The organism is Arthrobacter sp. HLT1-20, from assembly GCF_054510895.1.
Genome location: NZ_JBTNDR010000055.1, coordinates 1 through 16,208 on the forward strand (window position 1 = coordinate 1; position 16,208 = coordinate 16,208).

At 63.2% G+C, this 16,208-nt stretch carries 15 protein-coding genes; 9 read left to right on the top strand and 6 right to left on the bottom strand.

Annotated elements, in window-relative coordinates; translation table 11 throughout:
• Positions 1-137 precede the first annotated feature (137 nt).
• Positions 138-830, bottom strand: coding sequence for a LysE family translocator (locus ACX80Q_RS17980; protein ID WP_459331907.1), 693 nt, complete (start codon positions 828-830; stop codon positions 138-140).
• 104 nt (positions 831-934) lie between these two features.
• On the opposite strand from ACX80Q_RS17980, the gene ACX80Q_RS17985 reads away from it, so the two are divergent.
• Positions 935-1,390: an Lrp/AsnC family transcriptional regulator gene (locus tag ACX80Q_RS17985; RefSeq protein ID WP_459331908.1), complete on the top strand. Its 456-nt coding sequence runs from the start codon at positions 935-937 to the stop codon at positions 1,388-1,390.
• Between the two features lie 20 nt (positions 1,391-1,410).
• Here the strand turns inward: ACX80Q_RS17985 and ACX80Q_RS17990 are convergent, their stop codons facing one another.
• Entirely contained in the window at positions 1,411-1,926 is a 516-nt protein-coding gene (locus tag ACX80Q_RS17990) for a DinB family protein (RefSeq protein ID WP_459331909.1), read from the bottom strand.
• A gap of 148 nt (positions 1,927-2,074) precedes the next feature.
• On the opposite strand from ACX80Q_RS17990, the gene ACX80Q_RS17995 reads away from it, so the two are divergent.
• The 4 genes from ACX80Q_RS17995 to ACX80Q_RS18010 all read left to right on the top strand — a co-directional run bounded on the left by ACX80Q_RS17995 (position 2,075) and on the right by ACX80Q_RS18010 (position 5,688).
• The gene (locus tag ACX80Q_RS17995; RefSeq protein WP_459331910.1) at positions 2,075-2,878 is read left to right on the top strand and encodes a (Fe-S)-binding protein; all 804 of its coding nucleotides are present in this window, start codon (positions 2,075-2,077) and stop codon (positions 2,876-2,878) included.
• Complete coding sequence (locus ACX80Q_RS18000) at positions 2,875-4,395, top strand: LutB/LldF family L-lactate oxidation iron-sulfur protein (protein ID WP_459331911.1); 1,521 nt, start codon at positions 2,875-2,877, stop codon at positions 4,393-4,395. Before ACX80Q_RS17995 ends, ACX80Q_RS18000 begins: the two co-directional genes overlap by 4 nt.
• Positions 4,392-5,027 carry a LutC/YkgG family protein gene (locus ACX80Q_RS18005; RefSeq protein WP_459331912.1) on the top strand — a complete coding sequence of 212 codons (636 nt, stop codon included), beginning with the start codon at positions 4,392-4,394 and terminating at the stop codon, positions 5,025-5,027. Before ACX80Q_RS18000 ends, ACX80Q_RS18005 begins: the two co-directional genes overlap by 4 nt.
• A 142-nt stretch (positions 5,028-5,169) precedes the next feature.
• The gene (locus tag ACX80Q_RS18010) at positions 5,170-5,688 is read left to right on the top strand and encodes a mycothiol transferase (RefSeq protein WP_459331913.1); all 519 of its coding nucleotides are present in this window, start codon (positions 5,170-5,172) and stop codon (positions 5,686-5,688) included.
• Between the two features lie 79 nt (positions 5,689-5,767).
• Here ACX80Q_RS18010 and ACX80Q_RS18015 read toward each other — a convergent pair whose 3' ends face one another.
• From ACX80Q_RS18015 to ACX80Q_RS18025, 3 genes are all read right to left on the bottom strand, one after another.
• Positions 5,768-7,330 (bottom strand): stealth conserved region 3 domain-containing protein, encoded by a 1,563-nt coding sequence (locus ACX80Q_RS18015; RefSeq protein ID WP_459331914.1) that lies wholly within the window; start codon positions 7,328-7,330, stop codon positions 5,768-5,770.
• 56 nt (positions 7,331-7,386) lie between these two features.
• Positions 7,387-8,784: an FAD-binding oxidoreductase gene (locus ACX80Q_RS18020; RefSeq protein WP_459331915.1), complete on the bottom strand. Its 1,398-nt coding sequence runs from the start codon at positions 8,782-8,784 to the stop codon at positions 7,387-7,389.
• 124 nt (positions 8,785-8,908) lie between these two features.
• Positions 8,909-9,331, bottom strand: coding sequence for a hypothetical protein (locus ACX80Q_RS18025; protein WP_459331916.1), 423 nt, complete (start codon positions 9,329-9,331; stop codon positions 8,909-8,911).
• 264 nt (positions 9,332-9,595) lie between these two features.
• On the opposite strand from ACX80Q_RS18025, the gene ACX80Q_RS18030 reads away from it, so the two are divergent.
• Positions 9,596-11,125 (top strand): M28 family metallopeptidase, encoded by a 1,530-nt coding sequence (locus tag ACX80Q_RS18030; protein ID WP_459331917.1) that lies wholly within the window; start codon positions 9,596-9,598, stop codon positions 11,123-11,125.
• Between the two features lie 105 nt (positions 11,126-11,230).
• Here ACX80Q_RS18030 and ACX80Q_RS18035 read toward each other — a convergent pair whose 3' ends face one another.
• Positions 11,231-11,917: a TetR/AcrR family transcriptional regulator gene (locus ACX80Q_RS18035; RefSeq protein WP_459331918.1), complete on the bottom strand. Its 687-nt coding sequence runs from the start codon at positions 11,915-11,917 to the stop codon at positions 11,231-11,233.
• A 150-nt stretch (positions 11,918-12,067) separates the two neighbouring features.
• Between ACX80Q_RS18035 and ACX80Q_RS18040 the strand changes: the two genes are divergently transcribed.
• From ACX80Q_RS18040 to ACX80Q_RS18050, 3 genes are all read left to right on the top strand, one after another.
• Complete coding sequence (locus ACX80Q_RS18040; RefSeq protein ID WP_459331921.1) at positions 12,068-13,453, top strand: flavin monoamine oxidase family protein; 1,386 nt, start codon at positions 12,068-12,070, stop codon at positions 13,451-13,453.
• A 204-nt stretch (positions 13,454-13,657) separates the two neighbouring features.
• Positions 13,658-14,539 carry a universal stress protein gene (locus ACX80Q_RS18045; protein WP_459331919.1) on the top strand — a complete coding sequence of 294 codons (882 nt, stop codon included), beginning with the start codon at positions 13,658-13,660 and terminating at the stop codon, positions 14,537-14,539.
• Entirely contained in the window at positions 14,536-16,068 is a 1,533-nt protein-coding gene (locus ACX80Q_RS18050; protein ID WP_459331920.1) for an APC family permease, read from the top strand. The genes ACX80Q_RS18045 and ACX80Q_RS18050 overlap by 4 nt, the downstream gene beginning before the upstream one ends.
• Positions 16,069-16,208: the final 140 nt, after the last annotated feature.

Genomic DNA, 16,208 nt, shown 5'->3' on the forward strand with positions numbered 1-16,208 from the left:
TCCTCCCCCCCCCCCCCCCCCCCCCCCCCCCCCCCCCCCCCCCCCCCCCCCCCCCCCCCCCCCCCCCCCCCCCCCCCCCCCCCCCCCCCCCAAAGCGCAGATATGCGCCAGGGGACCCAAATGTGCCGCTTGCGGCCCTAGCTGCGGGCCAACAAATGCCCGGCCACCTCCACGACGGGTCCGGTCTGCTCCGCCAGAAGCAGGGCACCCAGGGCGCACATGATGATGCCGCTGGAGAGTGTTACGCCACGTGCGGCACCGGGGCGTGAGCGCAGGAGTTTGCGTGATCCTGCGGCAATCACCGTGTAAATGATGGCTGTTGTGGCCACGAACGTCAGGCCCAGAATCATGGACTGCAGCGGCACCGAAAATGCGGCGTCGGACTTAATGAACTGCGGCGTGAGGGCAACGAACAGCAGCATGCCCTTGGGGTTGATGCTGCTGGTACCAACCCCCTGCAGGTAGGCGCCCAGGTGCGTGCCGAAGGGAACCGCGCCCGAGGAGCCCTCCGGCAATTCTCCGTTGGGGCCCACGGTCACAAAACCGGCGCTGCGCCAGGACTTGGCTGTCATGACGCCCAGCCACAGCAGGTAAATCGCGCCTGCCACGGTGAGCCAGGTCAGCAGGCTGGGAACCGCGGCCATAAGTGCCGCAATTCCTGCCGCGAGCAAGATGGTGTGCAGGACGTAGCCGCTGCACAGGCCCGCCACTGCGGGGAGGAAACTGCGTTTGCCCAGGCCGGCGGCAATGGAATAGGCCCAATCGGGGCCGGGTGTGCACGTCAGGGTGACGGCAACTATGAGGAAGCCAATGAGTGCCTGCGGTTCCATGATGCTCCTTGAGGTGGGCTGACAGGAGCAAGTTTATGGAAAATCCGGGCATAAGTGCTTGCCTTTTTAGCCCAAGTGGCCCCCGTGAGCGGTAAGATTTTGCTGTGATTGACGCTATCGACAGGGAAATCTTGCGCACCCTCCAAAATGAGGGCCGGATGAGTGCCACGGCACTGGCCGCCCAGGTGGGTTTGACGGTTGCACCGTGCCACCGCCGGCTCAAGGATTTGGAGGCGACCGGGGCCATCAGCGGGTACCGGGCAGTCATCGACCCTGCCTCGGTGGGGCTCGGGTTTGAGGCGCTGGTTTTCGTGACGTTGGCGCAGGTGGACAGGGACACGATCGACGAATTTGAGGCCAAGGTGTCCGCCAATGCCCGCATCACCTCGGCCCAGCGCTTGTTTGGCGATCCCGATTACATACTCAAGGTGATGACCAAGGACTTGAACGACTACCAAAAGTTCTATGACACCGAGCTGACAAGCCTGCCGGGGGTGCTGCGGCTGCGCTCCACGCTTGTCATGAAGAACCTCAAGCCCGGCGCCGGCCTGCCGCTCTAACGGCCGGCTCGGGCGCCGGCTCAGGCGAAGTTGTGGTCCCCCGTGCCGCCGTCGATCAACTCCCGGACAATGTCCGCATGGCCGGCGTGCCGGGCAGTTTCCTCCACCATGTGAACCAGCACCCAGCGCATTGACACAGTTTTCCCGTCCCAGCTGCGCCCCGTCTCCTCAAGTCCGACGGCGGCAATCACCTCATCCGCGGCGGTGCAGGCCCGCTGATAGAAGGCCAGGATGCTTGCCGTGGTCTCCTCGGCGGTGGCCCGAAGGTCAGCTTCGGGATCGGAGTCAACATCGGGCAGCGGTTCGGTGGGCCGGCCGAAGGTCTCGCAAAACCAGCCGTATTCCACGGCGGCCAGGTGCTTGACCAGGCCCAGCAGATTCGTCCCGGAAGGAACCATGGGCCGGCGCACGTCGGCGTCGCAGACGCCGTCGAGCTTCCACAAGACGGCGGCGCGGTGACGTTGCAACGCCACGTGCAGGCACGTCTTTTCATCACCCTGCGGCGGGACGCGTAAAGCAAGTGGTGATGCGGACATGGTGGTCTCCCTTGATGGCCGTGCCTGTGGCGTCCAAGTTACAGCAGCTCCTGCTGCAGGGGAAGCGTGTAGGGCGGAGCGGGCCTTTGTCGGCAACTTAGGGTGTGGTCAGTCCACATCTCGGCAGTTTTGCCCTACAGTGGGAATCATGAAAATTGCGCTGTTCGCCACTTGCATCGTTGACGCCATGTATCCGCGCACTGCACAGGCCACAGTTGCCTTGTTGGAGCGGCTGGGACACGAGGTAGTGTTCCCCTCCGGGCAGGCCTGCTGCGGCCAGATGCACGTGAATTCTGGTTATTTCAAGGAAGCCCACGCGGTGGTGGCCAACCACGTTGCAGCCTTCGACACCGACGACTACGACGTGGCCGTGGCGCCCTCGGGATCCTGCGTGGCCAGTGTGAAGCACCAGCACGAGCTGGTTGCCCGCCGCTGCGGTGACGCCGCGCTGGAAGCCAGGGCCGCCGTCGTGGGTGCAAAAACCTATGAACTCTCGCAGCTGCTGACCGATGTTCTGGGCATCACCAACGCGGCCGAGCAGCTGGGCTCCTACTTCCCCCACAAGGTCACCTACCACCCCAGCTGCCACGGCATGCGGCTGCTGCGCCTGGAAGACCGGCAGCTAAATCTTTTGGCGAGCGTGGGCGGGATAGAGATGGTGGAGCTGCCGGAGGCTGAGCAGTGCTGCGGCTTTGGCGGCACGTTCTCCATGAAGAATGCCGACGTCTCCAGTGCCATGAATGCCGACAAAGCGGCGAACATTTGCGGCACGGGGGCCGAGCTGTGCTCCGGCGGTGACGCCAGTTGCCTCATGCACATTGGCGGCGGGCTGTCGCGGCAAGGCAGCGACGTGGGCACCCTGCACTTTGCCGAAATACTGGCCAGCACTCTGGAAAATCCGGCCGCTGTGTCCGGAGACGTAAAAGTAAAACTGGCGGGGAGCAAGCGATGAGCAACACTTTTCTGGGCATGCCAACACTGCCGGTTTTTGGCCACGGCAACATCAACGCCACGGAATCGTTCCCCAAGGCTGCCCGCAGGGAGCTGGCCAACACCCAGCTGCGCGCCAACCTGGGCCATGCAACCCACACCATCAGGGACAAGCGTCTAAAGGTGGTGGCGGAGCTGCCCGACTGGGAGGACATGCGCAATGCCGGCAGTGCCATCAAGGACGCCACCATGGCGAATCTGCCGGCCCTGCTGGAGCAGTTTGAAGCCAACTTCACGGCCCGTGGCGGCATTATCCACTGGGCGCGCGACGCCCAGGAAGCCAACGAGATTATCACCGCCCTGATCCGGCAAACCGGTGAAACTGAGGTGGTCAAGGTCAAGTCGATGGCCACGCAGGAAATCGGCCTCAACGAGTACCTGGAAGAGCAGGGCATCGCCGCCTACGAGACGGACCTGGCCGAGCTCATTGTGCAGCTTGACCACGACAAGCCCAGCCACATCCTGGTGCCCGCGATCCACAAGAATCGCAGCCAGGTCCGGGAGATCTTCCTGCGCGAAATGCCCGTGGTGGACCCTAACCTCACGGACGAGCCGGCCCGACTAGCCGAGGCGGCGCGCAAACATCTGCGCAAGAAGTTCCTCTCCGCCAAGGTTGCCGTTTCCGGTGCCAATTTTGGCCTGGCTGACACCGGCACGCTGACTGTTGTGGAATCCGAAGGCAACGGCCGCATGTGCCTGACCCTGCCGGAAACCCTCATCACCGTCATGGGCATCGAAAAGCTGCTGCCCACCTGGAGCGACCTTGAAGTGTTCATGCAATTGCTGCCGCGGTCCTCCACTGGGGAGCGCATGAACCCGTACACCTCGCTGTGGACGGGCGTCACCCCCGGCGACGGCCCACAGAACGTGCACCTGGTCATGCTGGACAACGGCCGTACAGCCGCCCTGGCCGACGAATACGGCCGCACCGCCCTGAACTGCATCCGCTGCTCGGCCTGCATGAACGTATGCCCGGTATACGAGCGCACGGGCGGACACGCTTACGGATCCACCTACCCCGGCCCCATCGGTGCCATCCTTTCCCCGCTCATGACGGGCATCAAGAGCGAAGAAAACAGCTCGCTTCCCTACGCCTCCTCGCTCTGCGGTGCGTGCTTTGACGCCTGCCCCGTGAAGATCAACATCCCCGAAATCCTTGTCCACCTGCGGGGTGAGGACGTGGATTCCAAGCGCGCCAAGCTCAAGGTGCCCTCCCAGATGGATCTCATGATGAAGGGGGCGGAATGGGCGTTCTCCAGCGGATCGCACCTGAACCTGCTGGAAAAGGGGCTTCCCCTGGTCAAGCTTGTGGCAGGCCGGGACAAAGTCATCAAAAAGCTGCCCGGTGTGGCCGGCGGCTGGACCCAAAGCAGGAACATTCCAGCCCCGCCCAAGCAGTCCTTCCGCCAATGGTGGGACAAGGAGCACAAGGCCGTCGTCGTGCCCGGCACCACAACACGTGAAGGGGAGCAAGCATGAGCGCCCGCGAGGACATCATGAACCGCATCAAGTCGGCCCTGCGCGACGCCCCGGAGGTTCCCGTGGTGCCCCGTGAGTACCGCCGCAGCTCCACCATGACGGACGCGCAACGGCTGGAACAACTGGTGGACCGACTGGTGGACTACAAGGCAAATGTATTTTTCACACCCACGGCCGAGGTGCCCGCCAAGCTGGCCGAACTGCTCGCCGGCAGTGCCTCCGTTGTGGTTCCGCACGGGCTGCCCCAGGAGTGGCTTTCTGCCCTGACGGACGACGCCGGGGCGCCGGCCGTGCATGTCGACTCGCCGGAGCGCCGCCTCACCGTGGCCGAGCTGGACGCCGTGGATGCAGTGGTGACGGGTGCCGCGACGGCAGTTTCCGAGACCGGTACCATCATGCTGGATGGCAGCGACGATCAGGGCCGGCGGATCATCTCGCTGGTTCCGGACAGGCATGTCTGCCTGTTGCGGGCTTCCGACATTGTGGAGGTGCTGCCCGAGGCCATTGCGCGCCTCGAGGCAAGTCGCCCGCAGACGTGGATCAGCGGGCCCAGCGCCACGAGCGACATTGAGCTGGAACGTGTTGAGGGCGTCCACGGCCCGCGCACCCTGGACGTGGTGATCCTGACGTAGCCAAGCCAAACTGGCCCGCAGAAAACGGCGAAAATCACGGTAAAACCGTGAATTTTCGGCGTTTTCTGCGGGCCAGTTGGAACAGTGCGGCGGAGGAACCGAAGTCGGCTGGGGGTTCCCAAGCGGCGCCCACGGTGGCAGCATGGCCAGCATGAGATCCTCGGAGTTGCTGGCGGACGTCTACGGCCGGATAGACACAATAGTTTCAGATGTCCTCAACGGGCTGGAGCCGGACAAGGCGAACTGGCGCCCGGGTGGGAGCGGGAATTCCATTTCCTGGCTAATTTGGCACCTGTGCCGCAGCCAGGATGAACAAATAGCCCAGGTGGCAGGGCTGGAATCCGTCTGGCGCCGCGAAGGTTATGCCGGGCGCTTTGCCCTTGACCTGGACACGGACAGTACCGGGTATGGTCATTCAACGCAGCAAGTTGACGCTCTGCACCTTGAATCGCTAGATCTCCTGCGCCAGTACCACCAGGCGGTGCTTGCGCAGAGCCTGGAATTTGTTGCCACCTTGGAGGATGCCGCCCTTGACAGGGTGGTTGACAGGGGGTGGAACCCGCCCGTCACTCTGGGGGTGCGGCTGATCAGCATCGCCGACGACTGCGTGCAGCACGGTGGCCAGGCCGCGTACGTCAAGGGCCTGCCGCCAACCATCTAAAGTCCGGGGCCGCCGCTTTGCCGGCCCTGGCACCCGCATCGGTTGCTGTTTCAAGTAATTCGGCGGGGTCCTGTCCGCCTCACTTTTCCCAGGGTGCCTTGAAGGGGAAGTACTTCTCCAGGAAGTCGGTCACGAGTTCGCGGCGTTCCTCCGGCGTTGCGTCACCCGAGCTGCCGTCGTTGAGGCAGAGGAAATCGGCGCGGCGCCCCGCCAGGACTTGGCCCAGGGTTGCCAGGCCAGCCCTGCTGGCGGTGTCCACATAGATGCCTGCGGCGTCGGAATGCATCACAGCGCGGCCTGTCAGTAGGGCGTAGTAGTGGTACAGGGAATTGGTGACCGAAATGTTCTCTGCAGCACGGAAGGTGCTGGCGGCAGTGGCGGCAAACTCTCCGGCAAACTCCCGTTCCAGTTCTGCGAGAACTGAGCGCCGCAGCGGCGCTGCACTGTGCTCCAGATGGTGGGTGGTGAACGTGCCAAAGCGGTCCCACAAAAGGCGCCGGTTCACCCGGGCGGAGTTCTCAAATCCGCTCCTTTCAGCGTCGCTTTCGCCCAGGCCTATGCGGTTGGGGGAGAGCATGAAACGGGTGATTCCGCCCGCCGTGAAGAAAAGCTCGGGTGACAGGGGGCGGCCAAAGAACATGTCGTCATTGGAATATAGGAAGTGCTCGCTTAACCCTGCAATGTGGTGCAGCTGGGATTCCACTGCCATGGAATTGTGAGTTGGCAGTACGGAGGGATCGCTGAAGTGTTCGTGGCTGCGGACAAGTGTCACTTGTGGGTGGGCGGCCAGCCACTCCGGTGCGGGGGAGTCGGTGGCAATGAAGATGTGCCTGACCCAGGGGGCGAACATATACACCGAGCGCAATGCATATTTCAGCTCATCCACGTGGCGGAACCTGGCTTCGTGGTCATCGCCTGCACCCAGAAGTGCTGTAGTCTCCAGGGCGCGGCGAGCGGCCTGATAGGAGGGGGCGCTGCCATCCACCCAGGAAAACACCATGTCAATCTCAAAGCGCACGTCAAAGACGTGGTCAATGAACATATTTTCAATGGTTGGCCAGTCCCGCCCATAAAGTTCCACCGTGCTGCGCCTGGCCTCACGCGGTTCAAGGATGCGCCGGGTTACGGAGTTCTCCTGGGGCAGTTCAATCCGGTCCGGGGAGAACGCCCAGAATTCTATCTGGACCGCCCACGCTGCCCCGTAGTACAAGCCACCGCTAGGCTCCAGTCGTGGCCTGAAAAGCCTGAAGATCCGGGTCTTTGACGAGCGTCCCAGCTCTCCCTCAGCAAGGAGGACTGTGGTCTTCTTGGTATCAACGCTGCGGGCGTAGAAGGGTTCGTTGGCGAAGGCTGCGGCTAGGGCCCGCGCTAGGGCCTCCCGCTTTGACACAGCGATGGCCAGCACAGGCCGCTGGTCATTGCCGCGCACCAGCAAATACTCGATGCCGCAGGCATCCAAGGCATCCCGCACCGCCAGCAGGTCAGCCACCATGGCGTCACGGGGAGTGAGTGCCGACTTTGCGCCGGCATCGTTGAGCAATGCGAGCCGTCCGCGGTGGAGTACCACGTCGGCCCGTTCCAGGATGGCTGCCCTGCGCGGCGTCAGTGCCGCAGAGGCATGGGTGCCGGGTGTACTTGGCATGGCATGCTCCTAGGTGGCCAGGCTGACGGGCAGCTGGAGTCCGCCCTGCAGTGAGCTTACCGCGCCGGAACCTGGCCCAATCTGAACACGTGTGCCGGGCCAAAGTGCCGGGCCAGTGCCGTGAGTTTTTCCAACACACGGGGCGTGTAGCTGGCCGCGAATCCGTCATGCCCGCCCGCTGCCGCGAAGTTGGGCAGGGTGGCACCAAATGCCCACGGCGACATGTTGGCCAACACGCCAGCCGAGTGGTTGCTGATGGCGGGCAGCTCGGCTGGCGCGGCCACACCCACTGTGTACAGCCCAAAGGCGGCATTTCGGTGGCACAAGGCGCTGGGCACCTGCGGGTCTTGGGCCAGCGCGCCACCAAATTGCCGCACTTCCGCCATGAGCTGCGGTGAGCCGGTGCCCGGTCCGGCCGCAGCCAGTAAGGCATCCGCCGCCTCCGGGGTGAAACCGCTCAGGAGGGTAGACGCCTCGGTGGCGGGCAGGGCGTCCTCGGGATCTGAGTGGACCAGGCCGATCATGGAAGATGGCATGAGTCCCACGGCGTCCAGGAGCAGCGTTCCGGCGGAGCGCATGGGTGCCAGCCAGGAGGCGCCGTTGTCCGGGCTGCCCGTGTAGACAAACCTGACGGAAATGGTGAACCGGCCGGCCAAGGGTTCCGGCACCCCAGGCATGGGTGGCAGCTGCATCAGGGCAATCGAGGTGGTGGCCTCGGTGGGTAGTGTGGGGCACCACTGTGCCCATGTGTGCAGCACTTTTTGCACATCGGCGCTGCCGAAAAAGAGCGCCCCGGCATAAATGTGGGGCAGTGGCAGCAGGCGGAATTCCATCCCTGTGATGATGCCAAGAGAAGCCTTGCCGCCGCGCAGGCCCCAGAAAAGTTCTGGCTCGGATTCGGCGCTGGCGTGGCGGAGCACGCCGTCGCCCGTCACCACCTCCATGGAGATGACCTTGTCCGAGGCGGCGCCAAACGTTCTGGCCATGGGGCCGATTCCGCCACCGCTGGTGTATCCGGCCACGCTGACACCCGGCGCCGAACCGCTCAGCCCTGCCAAGCCAAGCCTTTCGCAGCTGGACAACACGGTTTTCCATGTGACGCCCGCCCCCGTGGAGGCAATCCCGCCGCCGCCTAAGGATGCGGCCACGGCGCAGCTGCCCAGCGCGCGGGTGCTGATCAGCAGCGCGCCGTCCAAGTCGCTGGCAATGCCGTGGCCAGTGGCCTGCACGGCAACAGGCAGGCCGTTGGCGCCGGCAAACTTCACCGCCTCAATCACGTCATTGGCAGTTCCCGCCGCCACCACGGCGGCCGGGCTGGTGGCCACAGCAACGTTCCATGGAGTGGAGAGTACGGCGTAGGTGGGGTCGCCGGGTTCATGCACGCGCCCGGCCAGGGTGCGTCGCAAGGACGCAAGGCGGGGGCTGTGTGCTGCGGGCCTGTCACTGTGTTCCATGCCGGCCTTCCGGGTCTTGGCCGCTGCACAGTGCTGAAGACCCCCAGACGGCCTAGGTTAAGGGTGCCATCGCGATGGCGCCCTGGCTACCCTTTTTTCGTGTACGACGCCGGCCCCCTCTCGTTTAGCTGTTCCGTGCGGGTCGCTTGCGATGGAAAATCAAGGCAACAGCAATGCCTGCCAACCAAAAATCCTTGGCCATGGCGGTTCCGGCCGGGGTGGGGCGGATGCTGTCCGGCTCGCTCAGGCCGGGAGTCTTCAAATACGTTGCCACCAGGCCGGCCGAAAACCCGCCCAGGGCCAAGCCGGCTAGGCGGCTGGGAACCAAGGGTGTCAAAAGGAGGGCGCCCAGGGCGATCTCAGAGAAGCTCAAGTAGTTCCCGAACTGCTCAGGCTCCAGCGACCCCAGTTGCGGGACCACGCGCTGGGCCGAACTTTGCAGGCCGGCTGCCTGTTCCGGGGTCAGGTTGAGCTTTCCAATTCCGGTATTCAGAATGAATGCCCCGGAGACAAGCCGGAGGGCCAGGTTGCTGATACTGATTCCCATAATTTTCTCCCGTTGACTCAAGTGGATTCCCTAGGATTCAGCCTAAGGTTCCCTGACTGACGTGGCTAGTGCGCCTGTGGCGGCCCCGCAAGTTGAACCGTGTCAAGGCCCCGGGGCCAAATTTAGCCATTTGGACAGTCTTGCGGCATTTTACCGGCCTTTAAGGTCACGAATTGATAACGGCACTTCCCGTCCGGTGCGTCATAGGGAAACCTCAGCAGGGTGGAATGGCTCCCATTTTGGGAGCAAATCAAAGGAGAAGTCATGAGAACAAGAGCATTGCTGGTAGCCGGGGTGGTCGTTGCGGCCATGTTGGTTCCGGTAACGGCCGCGTCTGCCGTGGATGACGTCAACACCAACAAATTGCGCAACTCGGTAACGGTGAGCGGAATCCTGGCACACGAACGCGTGCTGCAGCGAATTGCCAACAACAATGGCGGAACACGAGCCTCGGGGACGCCCGGCTACGCAGCCTCCGCCGACTACGTCAAGAAGGAGTTGAAGAAGGCCGGCTACAAGGTGACAGAGCAGGCTTTTGAATTTCCTTTCTACCAGGAAGTCTCTCCTGCCACGCTGAGCCAAGTCTCGCCGTCGCCCACTTCCTACGAGACCGAATCCATGCAGTACTCGGGCAGTGGAGCCGTGACCGGCACCCTGGTTGCCACCAACAATGTGGTGATTCCGGCAACCCCGGCCCCCAGCTCAGCGTCCGGGTGCGCGGCGGCAGACTTTGCCCCGGCGTCCGCGACCTCCCCGCAGGTGGCGCTCATCCAGCGCGGCACCTGCACCTTCGCCGTCAAGGTGGCCAACGCGGTTGCTGCCGGGTACGACGCCGCCGTGATCTTCAATGAGGGCAACCCCGGCCGGACGGATCTTCTGAGCGGTGTCACCCTCGGGGAGCCGGCAGCCATTCCCGTAGTTGGTATCAGTTACGCGGACGGAGTTGCGCTGTACAACGCCGCCGTGGCTGGGGCAACAAGCGTTGCAGTCACCACTGAAATCATCAATGAAACCCGCACCACCACCAACATCATCGCCGATTCCCCCAAGGGCGATCCTGCCAAAACCGTTGTGGTGGGCGCTCACTTGGATTCCGTGCTTGATGGCCCCGGGATCAATGACAACGGCAGCGGCACCAGTGTGATTCTGGAGACCGCCATCCAGATGCAGAAGCTGAAAATCAAGCCACGCCAACAGCTTCGTTTCGCCTTCTGGGGTGCCGAGGAGTCCGGCCTGTTGGGCTCGGAGCACTACGTTGCCAACCTCACGAACGCAGAGCTGTCAACCATTTACGCGAATTTGAACTTCGACATGCTCGGCTCTCCCAACTACGTGCGGTTCGTCTATGACGGTGACGGTTCCACCGATGGCTTGGCAGGACCTCCCGGGTCCGCCCAGATCGAGTCAGTCTTCACCGACTACTTTGCTGCGCAGGGTCTGGCCAGTGCTCCGACAGCGTTTGACGGCAGGTCCGACTACGGGCCGTTCATCGCCGCCGGAATTCCTGCCGGTGGACTCTTTAGCGGTGCAGAAGGCCTCAAGACGGCGGAGGAGGCCGCCATCTATGGCGGAACTGCCGGCGCTCCCTACGACCCCTGCTATCATCAGGCCTGCGACAACGCCAACAATCTGAGTACGGCGGCGTTGAACGAGCTCGGTGACGCGGCCGCACACGCCGTGATGACTCTGGCCACCAGCAAGACTGGCTTCTTCGAGGATGGCAGCAGAAGGGCCGCACGCCCCGAGGTCTCCGTGGATGACTTCGCGTACTGGGGCAGTGGGCTGGTCCGCTAGCTAAAACTGCACTGAACCATGAACGCCGGGCAAGGGTCCGGTCTGCCGCCTATGCGGAGGGCCGGGCCCTTGCTTTGCGCCCTGCACCCCCACCTCACTTAGGCCTTACGCAATGGTTGACGCCAGGCCCGCAACCATGGCCCTAAGGCCCAGCTCAAAAGCGGCGTTGGCGTCGTTGCGAACTGGCCCGCCCGCAGATTCGGCTGTCTTGCGCCCCCGGTGGGCCACGGCGGCGCTGAAGTTGGGTACCTCCGGCGCGAGCGATCCGGCGTCGAAAATATCCTCCGGCGCGTTGGCGTCGTAAGCCGAGCCGTAGATGAACGATTCAAGGGCCACCACGGCGTCGATGATGGCTGAGCTCGGCCAGCCGGCCGCCAGGAAACCGTTGGTGACGGCCTCGTACATGGTGATGGTCTTGGGCGCGTTGGTCACCGGCAGCAGCGCAATGACGGGGATTAAGGGCAGGTGTGCGGCAAAAACGTTCCGGTAAGAGTGCGCCCAGATGCTCACGGCCTCCTCCCACGGCCGGTCGGCGAAGGCGGAGACGTCCACCCGCCCCATCAGGTGGTCCTCCACCAGCAGCAGCACGTCCTGCTTGGATCGCACGTGGTTGTACAGTGCCGACGGTGCCACATTGAGGGACTTAGCCAGGGCCGCCATGGTCAGGCCCTTGTAACCGGAGTGGCTGACCAGCTTCAACGCCGCCTTGGTGATCCGGGCGGAACTGAGCACTGCCTGCGATGGCCGGCCTGCCCGGCGTCGTTCCTGAACTGCTTTTTGCGCTGGCTCCACCAGACCCACTCTCCTCTTCGACGCCACCGGGGCATAAAACTTTCGGCCCAGCCCTTTACCGCAGGCGGTGACGTCCGTTACAGTCTATTCTAAATGAACATCATTCATTTAGTGAAGCGCATCACCGAAAGCTTCGCAGGAGAGGGAAACATGGCAGCGGAAGTAACTCCAGTAACTATTGAGCGCGATGTGGTCATCATTGGCGCCGGCCCGTCGGGGTTGACGGCGGCCCGCGAGCTGAAGAAGGCCGGCGTGAGTGTCGCGGTCCTTGAGGCCCGTGACAGGGTGGGCGGGCGCACCTGGTCCAACACCATTGACGGCGCATGGCTGGAAGTTGGCGGCCAGTGGGTCTCACCGGACCAAAGTGCCCTCATTGGTCTGCTCGAGGAACTCGGCCTGGACACCTACTCCCGCTACCGCGATGGCGACAGTGTCTATGTGGCACCCGACGGCACCCGCACCCGCTACACCGGCGAGATGTTCCCCGTGTCGGCGGACACCGAGGCTGCCATGAACAAGCTCATCGACACTCTTGATGCACTCGCTGCCCTCATGGATCCGGAAAAGCCGTGGGACCACCCGCAGGCCCGCGAACTGGACATCATTTCCTTCCACCACTGGCTGCGCACCCAGTCCAGCGACGAGGAGGCTTGCAACAACATCGGCCTGTTCATCGCCGGCGGCATGCTCACCAAGCCCGCCCACGCCTTCTCCGCCCTGCAGGCAGTGTTCATGGCGTCTTCGGCGGGCTCCTTCTCCAACCTGGTCGATGACAACTTCATCCTCGACAAGCGCGTTGTGGGCGGCATGCAGGGCGTGTCCTTGAAAATGGCGGCCGGCCTGGGTGCAGACGTCATCCTCAATTCCGCCGCCCGCACCGTGCGCTGGAGCGAGGTCGACGGCGAGTACCGCGCCACTGTGATTTCCGACGGCGCCACCGTCACCGCCAAGCGCGTGGTCATGGCCGTCCCGCCGAACCTCTACAGCCGCGTCTCCTTTGACCCGCCGCTGCCGCGCCGCCAGCACCAAATGCACCAACACCAGTCCCTGGGCCTAGTCATCAAGGTCCACGCCGTCTACGACACCCCGTTCTGGCGCGCGGACGGCCTTTCCGGTACCGGCTTCAGCGCTTCTTCACTGGTCCAGGAGGTGTACGACAACACCAACCATGAGGACCCCCGCGGCACCCTGGTGGGTTTTGTCTCCGACGAAAAAGCCGACTACGCCTTCACTCTCAGTGCCGAACAGCGCAAAAAGGAAATCACCGCCTCCCTGGCGGAATTCCTTGGCGACGCCGCCGCCGAACCCGTTGTCTACTACGAATCCGACTGGGGCTCCGAAGAATGGACGCGCGGCGCCTACGCCTCCAGCTACGACCTTGGCGGCCTGCACCGCTACGGCCCGGACCAGCTCACCCCCGTTGGCCCCATCCACTGGTCATGTTCCGACCTCGCCGCCGAGGGCTACCAGCACGTCGACGGCGCAGTCCGCATGGGCCAGTTCACCGCCAACAAGCTGATCGCAGAACTGGAATAGCCGGCGGCGCTTCCGCGGAATTGGGGGCTGGTGCCCGCACCGCGCCACACACGACTTCGTCGGTGTGTCAGCGGCGGCGCCCACCACGCCGCCAGCCCCCAATTCCGCTCACGCGCCGCCCATAATTCGCCCGATCTGCCCGCAGCTTTTGGCGGATTCACCTCTTAGTTTTTTCATTGACACTAACGTCCTGAGGAGGACCCTATGCGGTACGTAGTTGGATATACGGCCAATGCCCGTGGCGGCGATGCCGTCAACTTGGCTGTGGCCTTGGCCCGCCGGCAGGGTGCTTCCCTGGATTTGGTGATGGTCATGCCGGAGGATTCGCCCTACAACGGGGTGTATCCGCCGGTGGCTGGTTTTGAAACCATCTTGGCTGCCCAGGTTTCGCAGTGGCTCGATGAGGGCCTGGCCCTGATCCCCGCCGACGTCCCTGCGGGTGCGCACATCCGGCGCGGCGAGTCGGAGGCTGAGGCGTTGATTGCCGCGGCCCAGGAGCTGGGGGCATCACTTTTGGTGATCGGCGCCAGTGCCACCGGACTATTCAAGCGCTTCAGCGTAGGCTCGGTGGCCAGCGCCCTGCTGCACGCCTCAACGGTTCCCGTGGTGCTTGCGCCGTCGGGGTACAGCCGCACCGAGCCCATCACCCGGCTGACCTGTGCGCTGGGCACCAGGGAGGGCGCGGGTCAGGTACTGGCTGCCAGCATCGTCATGGCCAGGCGCCGGCATCTGCCACTGCGCTTGGTTTCACTCGTGGCTCTCGGCAACGACGACACCGGCACCACCGTCGCGGACGCCATGGAGCACCTGCGCGGCGTTGCCGAAGCCAGCCAGGCACTTGATGTGAGCGCCCTGGACAAACTCGAGATCGACGTCGTGGTGGGCAGCGGAAGAACCATTGAGGACGCCGTGGACCGCCTGGACTGGCAGGATGGGGAACTGCTCATGATCGGTTCGAGCCGCCTGGCCCAGACAAAATCCATTTTTCTCGGCGCCACGGCCAACCGGATCCTGCGCGCCTTGCCGGTGCCCATGATCGTGGTCCCGCGCGACTTCGAATTCACAAGCGATGAGGTGACGGCATGAGTGCCAAAGAAACAGTCAGAAACGCCCCCGGAGATCGTGGGCTGAGCGAAAAGGGCCTGAAGGCTGGCTCCGTCGGCTTGATTGGCGCCGTCGTCATTGGCATTTCCTGCATTGCCCCGGCGTATACGCTCACCGCCGCGCTGGGCCCCACAGTGTCCGAGGTTGGCGTCCACCTGCCGGCCATTTTCCTGGTGGGTTTCATCCCCATGCTGCTGGTTGCCCTGGGTTACCGGGAACTGAACAATGCCATGCCCGACGCCGGCACCTCCTTCACCTGGGCATCGCGCGCCTTTGGGCCGTGGCTGGGCTGGATGGGTGGCTGGGGGCTGATCGCCGCCACCATCATTGTGCTGTCCAACCTGGCGGCCGTGGCCGTGGATTTCTTTTATTTGATGTTGGCGCAAATCTTCCAAAATGATTCGCTGGCGGATTTGACCACCGTGCTGCCGTTGAACATCGCCACCACGGTGGTGTTCATTGCCGGTGCCTGTTGGATTTCCTACCGCGGCATGGAAACCACCAAGACGTTCCAATATGTTTTGGTCGCGTTCCAGCTGCTAGTCCTGGGCTGGTTTGCCATTGCGGCCTTCGCCCATGTGGCCAACGGTACGGCCTTTGATGCCACCGCCATCTCGGCCGACTGGTTCAACCCCTTCGCCGTGGAATCGTTCTCCCAATTTGCGGCGGGTGTTTCGCTGTCCATTTTCATCTTCTGGGGCTGGGATGTCACCCTGACCATGAACGAGGAAACCAAAAACCCGGAAAAGACACCGGGCCGGGCGGCCACAGTGACAGTTGTTGTCATCATGGTCATCTACATGACAGTTTCCCTGGCCACCCTGGCCTTTGCAGGCATTGGCACTGAAGGGTTGGGTGCCGGAAACCCTGACAACCAGGGCAGTATCTTTGCCGTTTTGGCAGGACCCGTCATGGGGCCGTTCGCCATCTTGATGTCGCTGGCCATCCTGAGCTCATCGGCCGCGTCCTTGCAGTCAACGTTTGTTTCCCCGGCACGCACGCTGCTCTCCATGGGCCACTACCAGGCACTGCCCAAGAGCTTCAGTAAGATCAGCCCCACACACAAATCGCCCAGCTACGCCACCATTGCAGCAGCCATTGCGGCGGCAGGCTTCTACGTGATTACCCGCACCCTCTCAGAGAATGCGCTGTGGGACACCATCACCGCACTGGGCATGATGATCTGCTTCTACTACGGCATCACGGCGCTGGCATGTGTTTGGTACTTCCGCGCGGAGGCCTTCCGTGGAGCGCGGAGCTTCTTCTTCAAGTTCCTGGCGCCCCTAGTGGGTGGAGTCATCCTGTTGGTCATGTTCTTCAAGACGGCCTATGACTCCATGGACCCTGAGTACGGTTCCGGCTCAAACATTGGCGGGCTGGGACTGGTCTTCATCCTCGGAGCCGGCGTGATCCTGTTGGGTGCCGTACTGATGTTCATCATGTACCTGCGCCACCCGGCGTTCTTCAAGGGCCAGGTCCTCAGCAAGGCCAGCCAAATCTACAACCCCTAGGCAACTGACCCGCAGAAAACGGCGAAAATTCACGGTTTTACCGTGATTTTCGCCGTTTTCTGCGGGACCCTTCTATATTTGTCAAGCCGAGGCCGGGGTCTCGATTTTTGAGTTGAGGATTTTGTAGACGGTGCGGGCGA

Bases quoted from the DNA above. Each gene is read 5' to 3' on its own strand.
- ACX80Q_RS17995 (WP_459331910.1), top strand. From the start codon at position 2,075: ATGAAAATTGCGCTGTTCGCCACTTGCATCGTTGACGCCATGTATCCG.
- ACX80Q_RS18010 (WP_459331913.1), top strand. From the start codon at position 5,170: ATGGCCAGCATGAGATCCTCGGAGTTGCTGGCGGACGTCTACGGCCGG.
- ACX80Q_RS18020 (WP_459331915.1), bottom strand. From the start codon at position 8,784: ATGGAACACAGTGACAGGCCCGCAGCACACAGCCCCCGCCTTGCGTCC.
- ACX80Q_RS18040 (WP_459331921.1), top strand. From the start codon at position 12,068: ATGGCAGCGGAAGTAACTCCAGTAACTATTGAGCGCGATGTGGTCATC.
- ACX80Q_RS17990 (WP_459331909.1), bottom strand. From the start codon at position 1,926: ATGTCCGCATCACCACTTGCTTTACGCGTCCCGCCGCAGGGTGATGAA.
- ACX80Q_RS18015 (WP_459331914.1), bottom strand. From the start codon at position 7,330: ATGCCAAGTACACCCGGCACCCATGCCTCTGCGGCACTGACGCCGCGC.
- ACX80Q_RS18000 (WP_459331911.1), top strand. From the start codon at position 2,875: ATGAGCAACACTTTTCTGGGCATGCCAACACTGCCGGTTTTTGGCCAC.
- ACX80Q_RS18005 (WP_459331912.1), top strand. From the start codon at position 4,392: ATGAGCGCCCGCGAGGACATCATGAACCGCATCAAGTCGGCCCTGCGC.
- ACX80Q_RS18025 (WP_459331916.1), bottom strand. From the start codon at position 9,331: ATGGGAATCAGTATCAGCAACCTGGCCCTCCGGCTTGTCTCCGGGGCA.
- ACX80Q_RS18030 (WP_459331917.1), top strand. From the start codon at position 9,596: ATGAGAACAAGAGCATTGCTGGTAGCCGGGGTGGTCGTTGCGGCCATG.
- ACX80Q_RS17980 (WP_459331907.1), bottom strand. From the start codon at position 830: ATGGAACCGCAGGCACTCATTGGCTTCCTCATAGTTGCCGTCACCCTG.
- ACX80Q_RS18045 (WP_459331919.1), top strand. From the start codon at position 13,658: ATGCGGTACGTAGTTGGATATACGGCCAATGCCCGTGGCGGCGATGCC.
- ACX80Q_RS18050 (WP_459331920.1), top strand. From the start codon at position 14,536: ATGAGTGCCAAAGAAACAGTCAGAAACGCCCCCGGAGATCGTGGGCTG.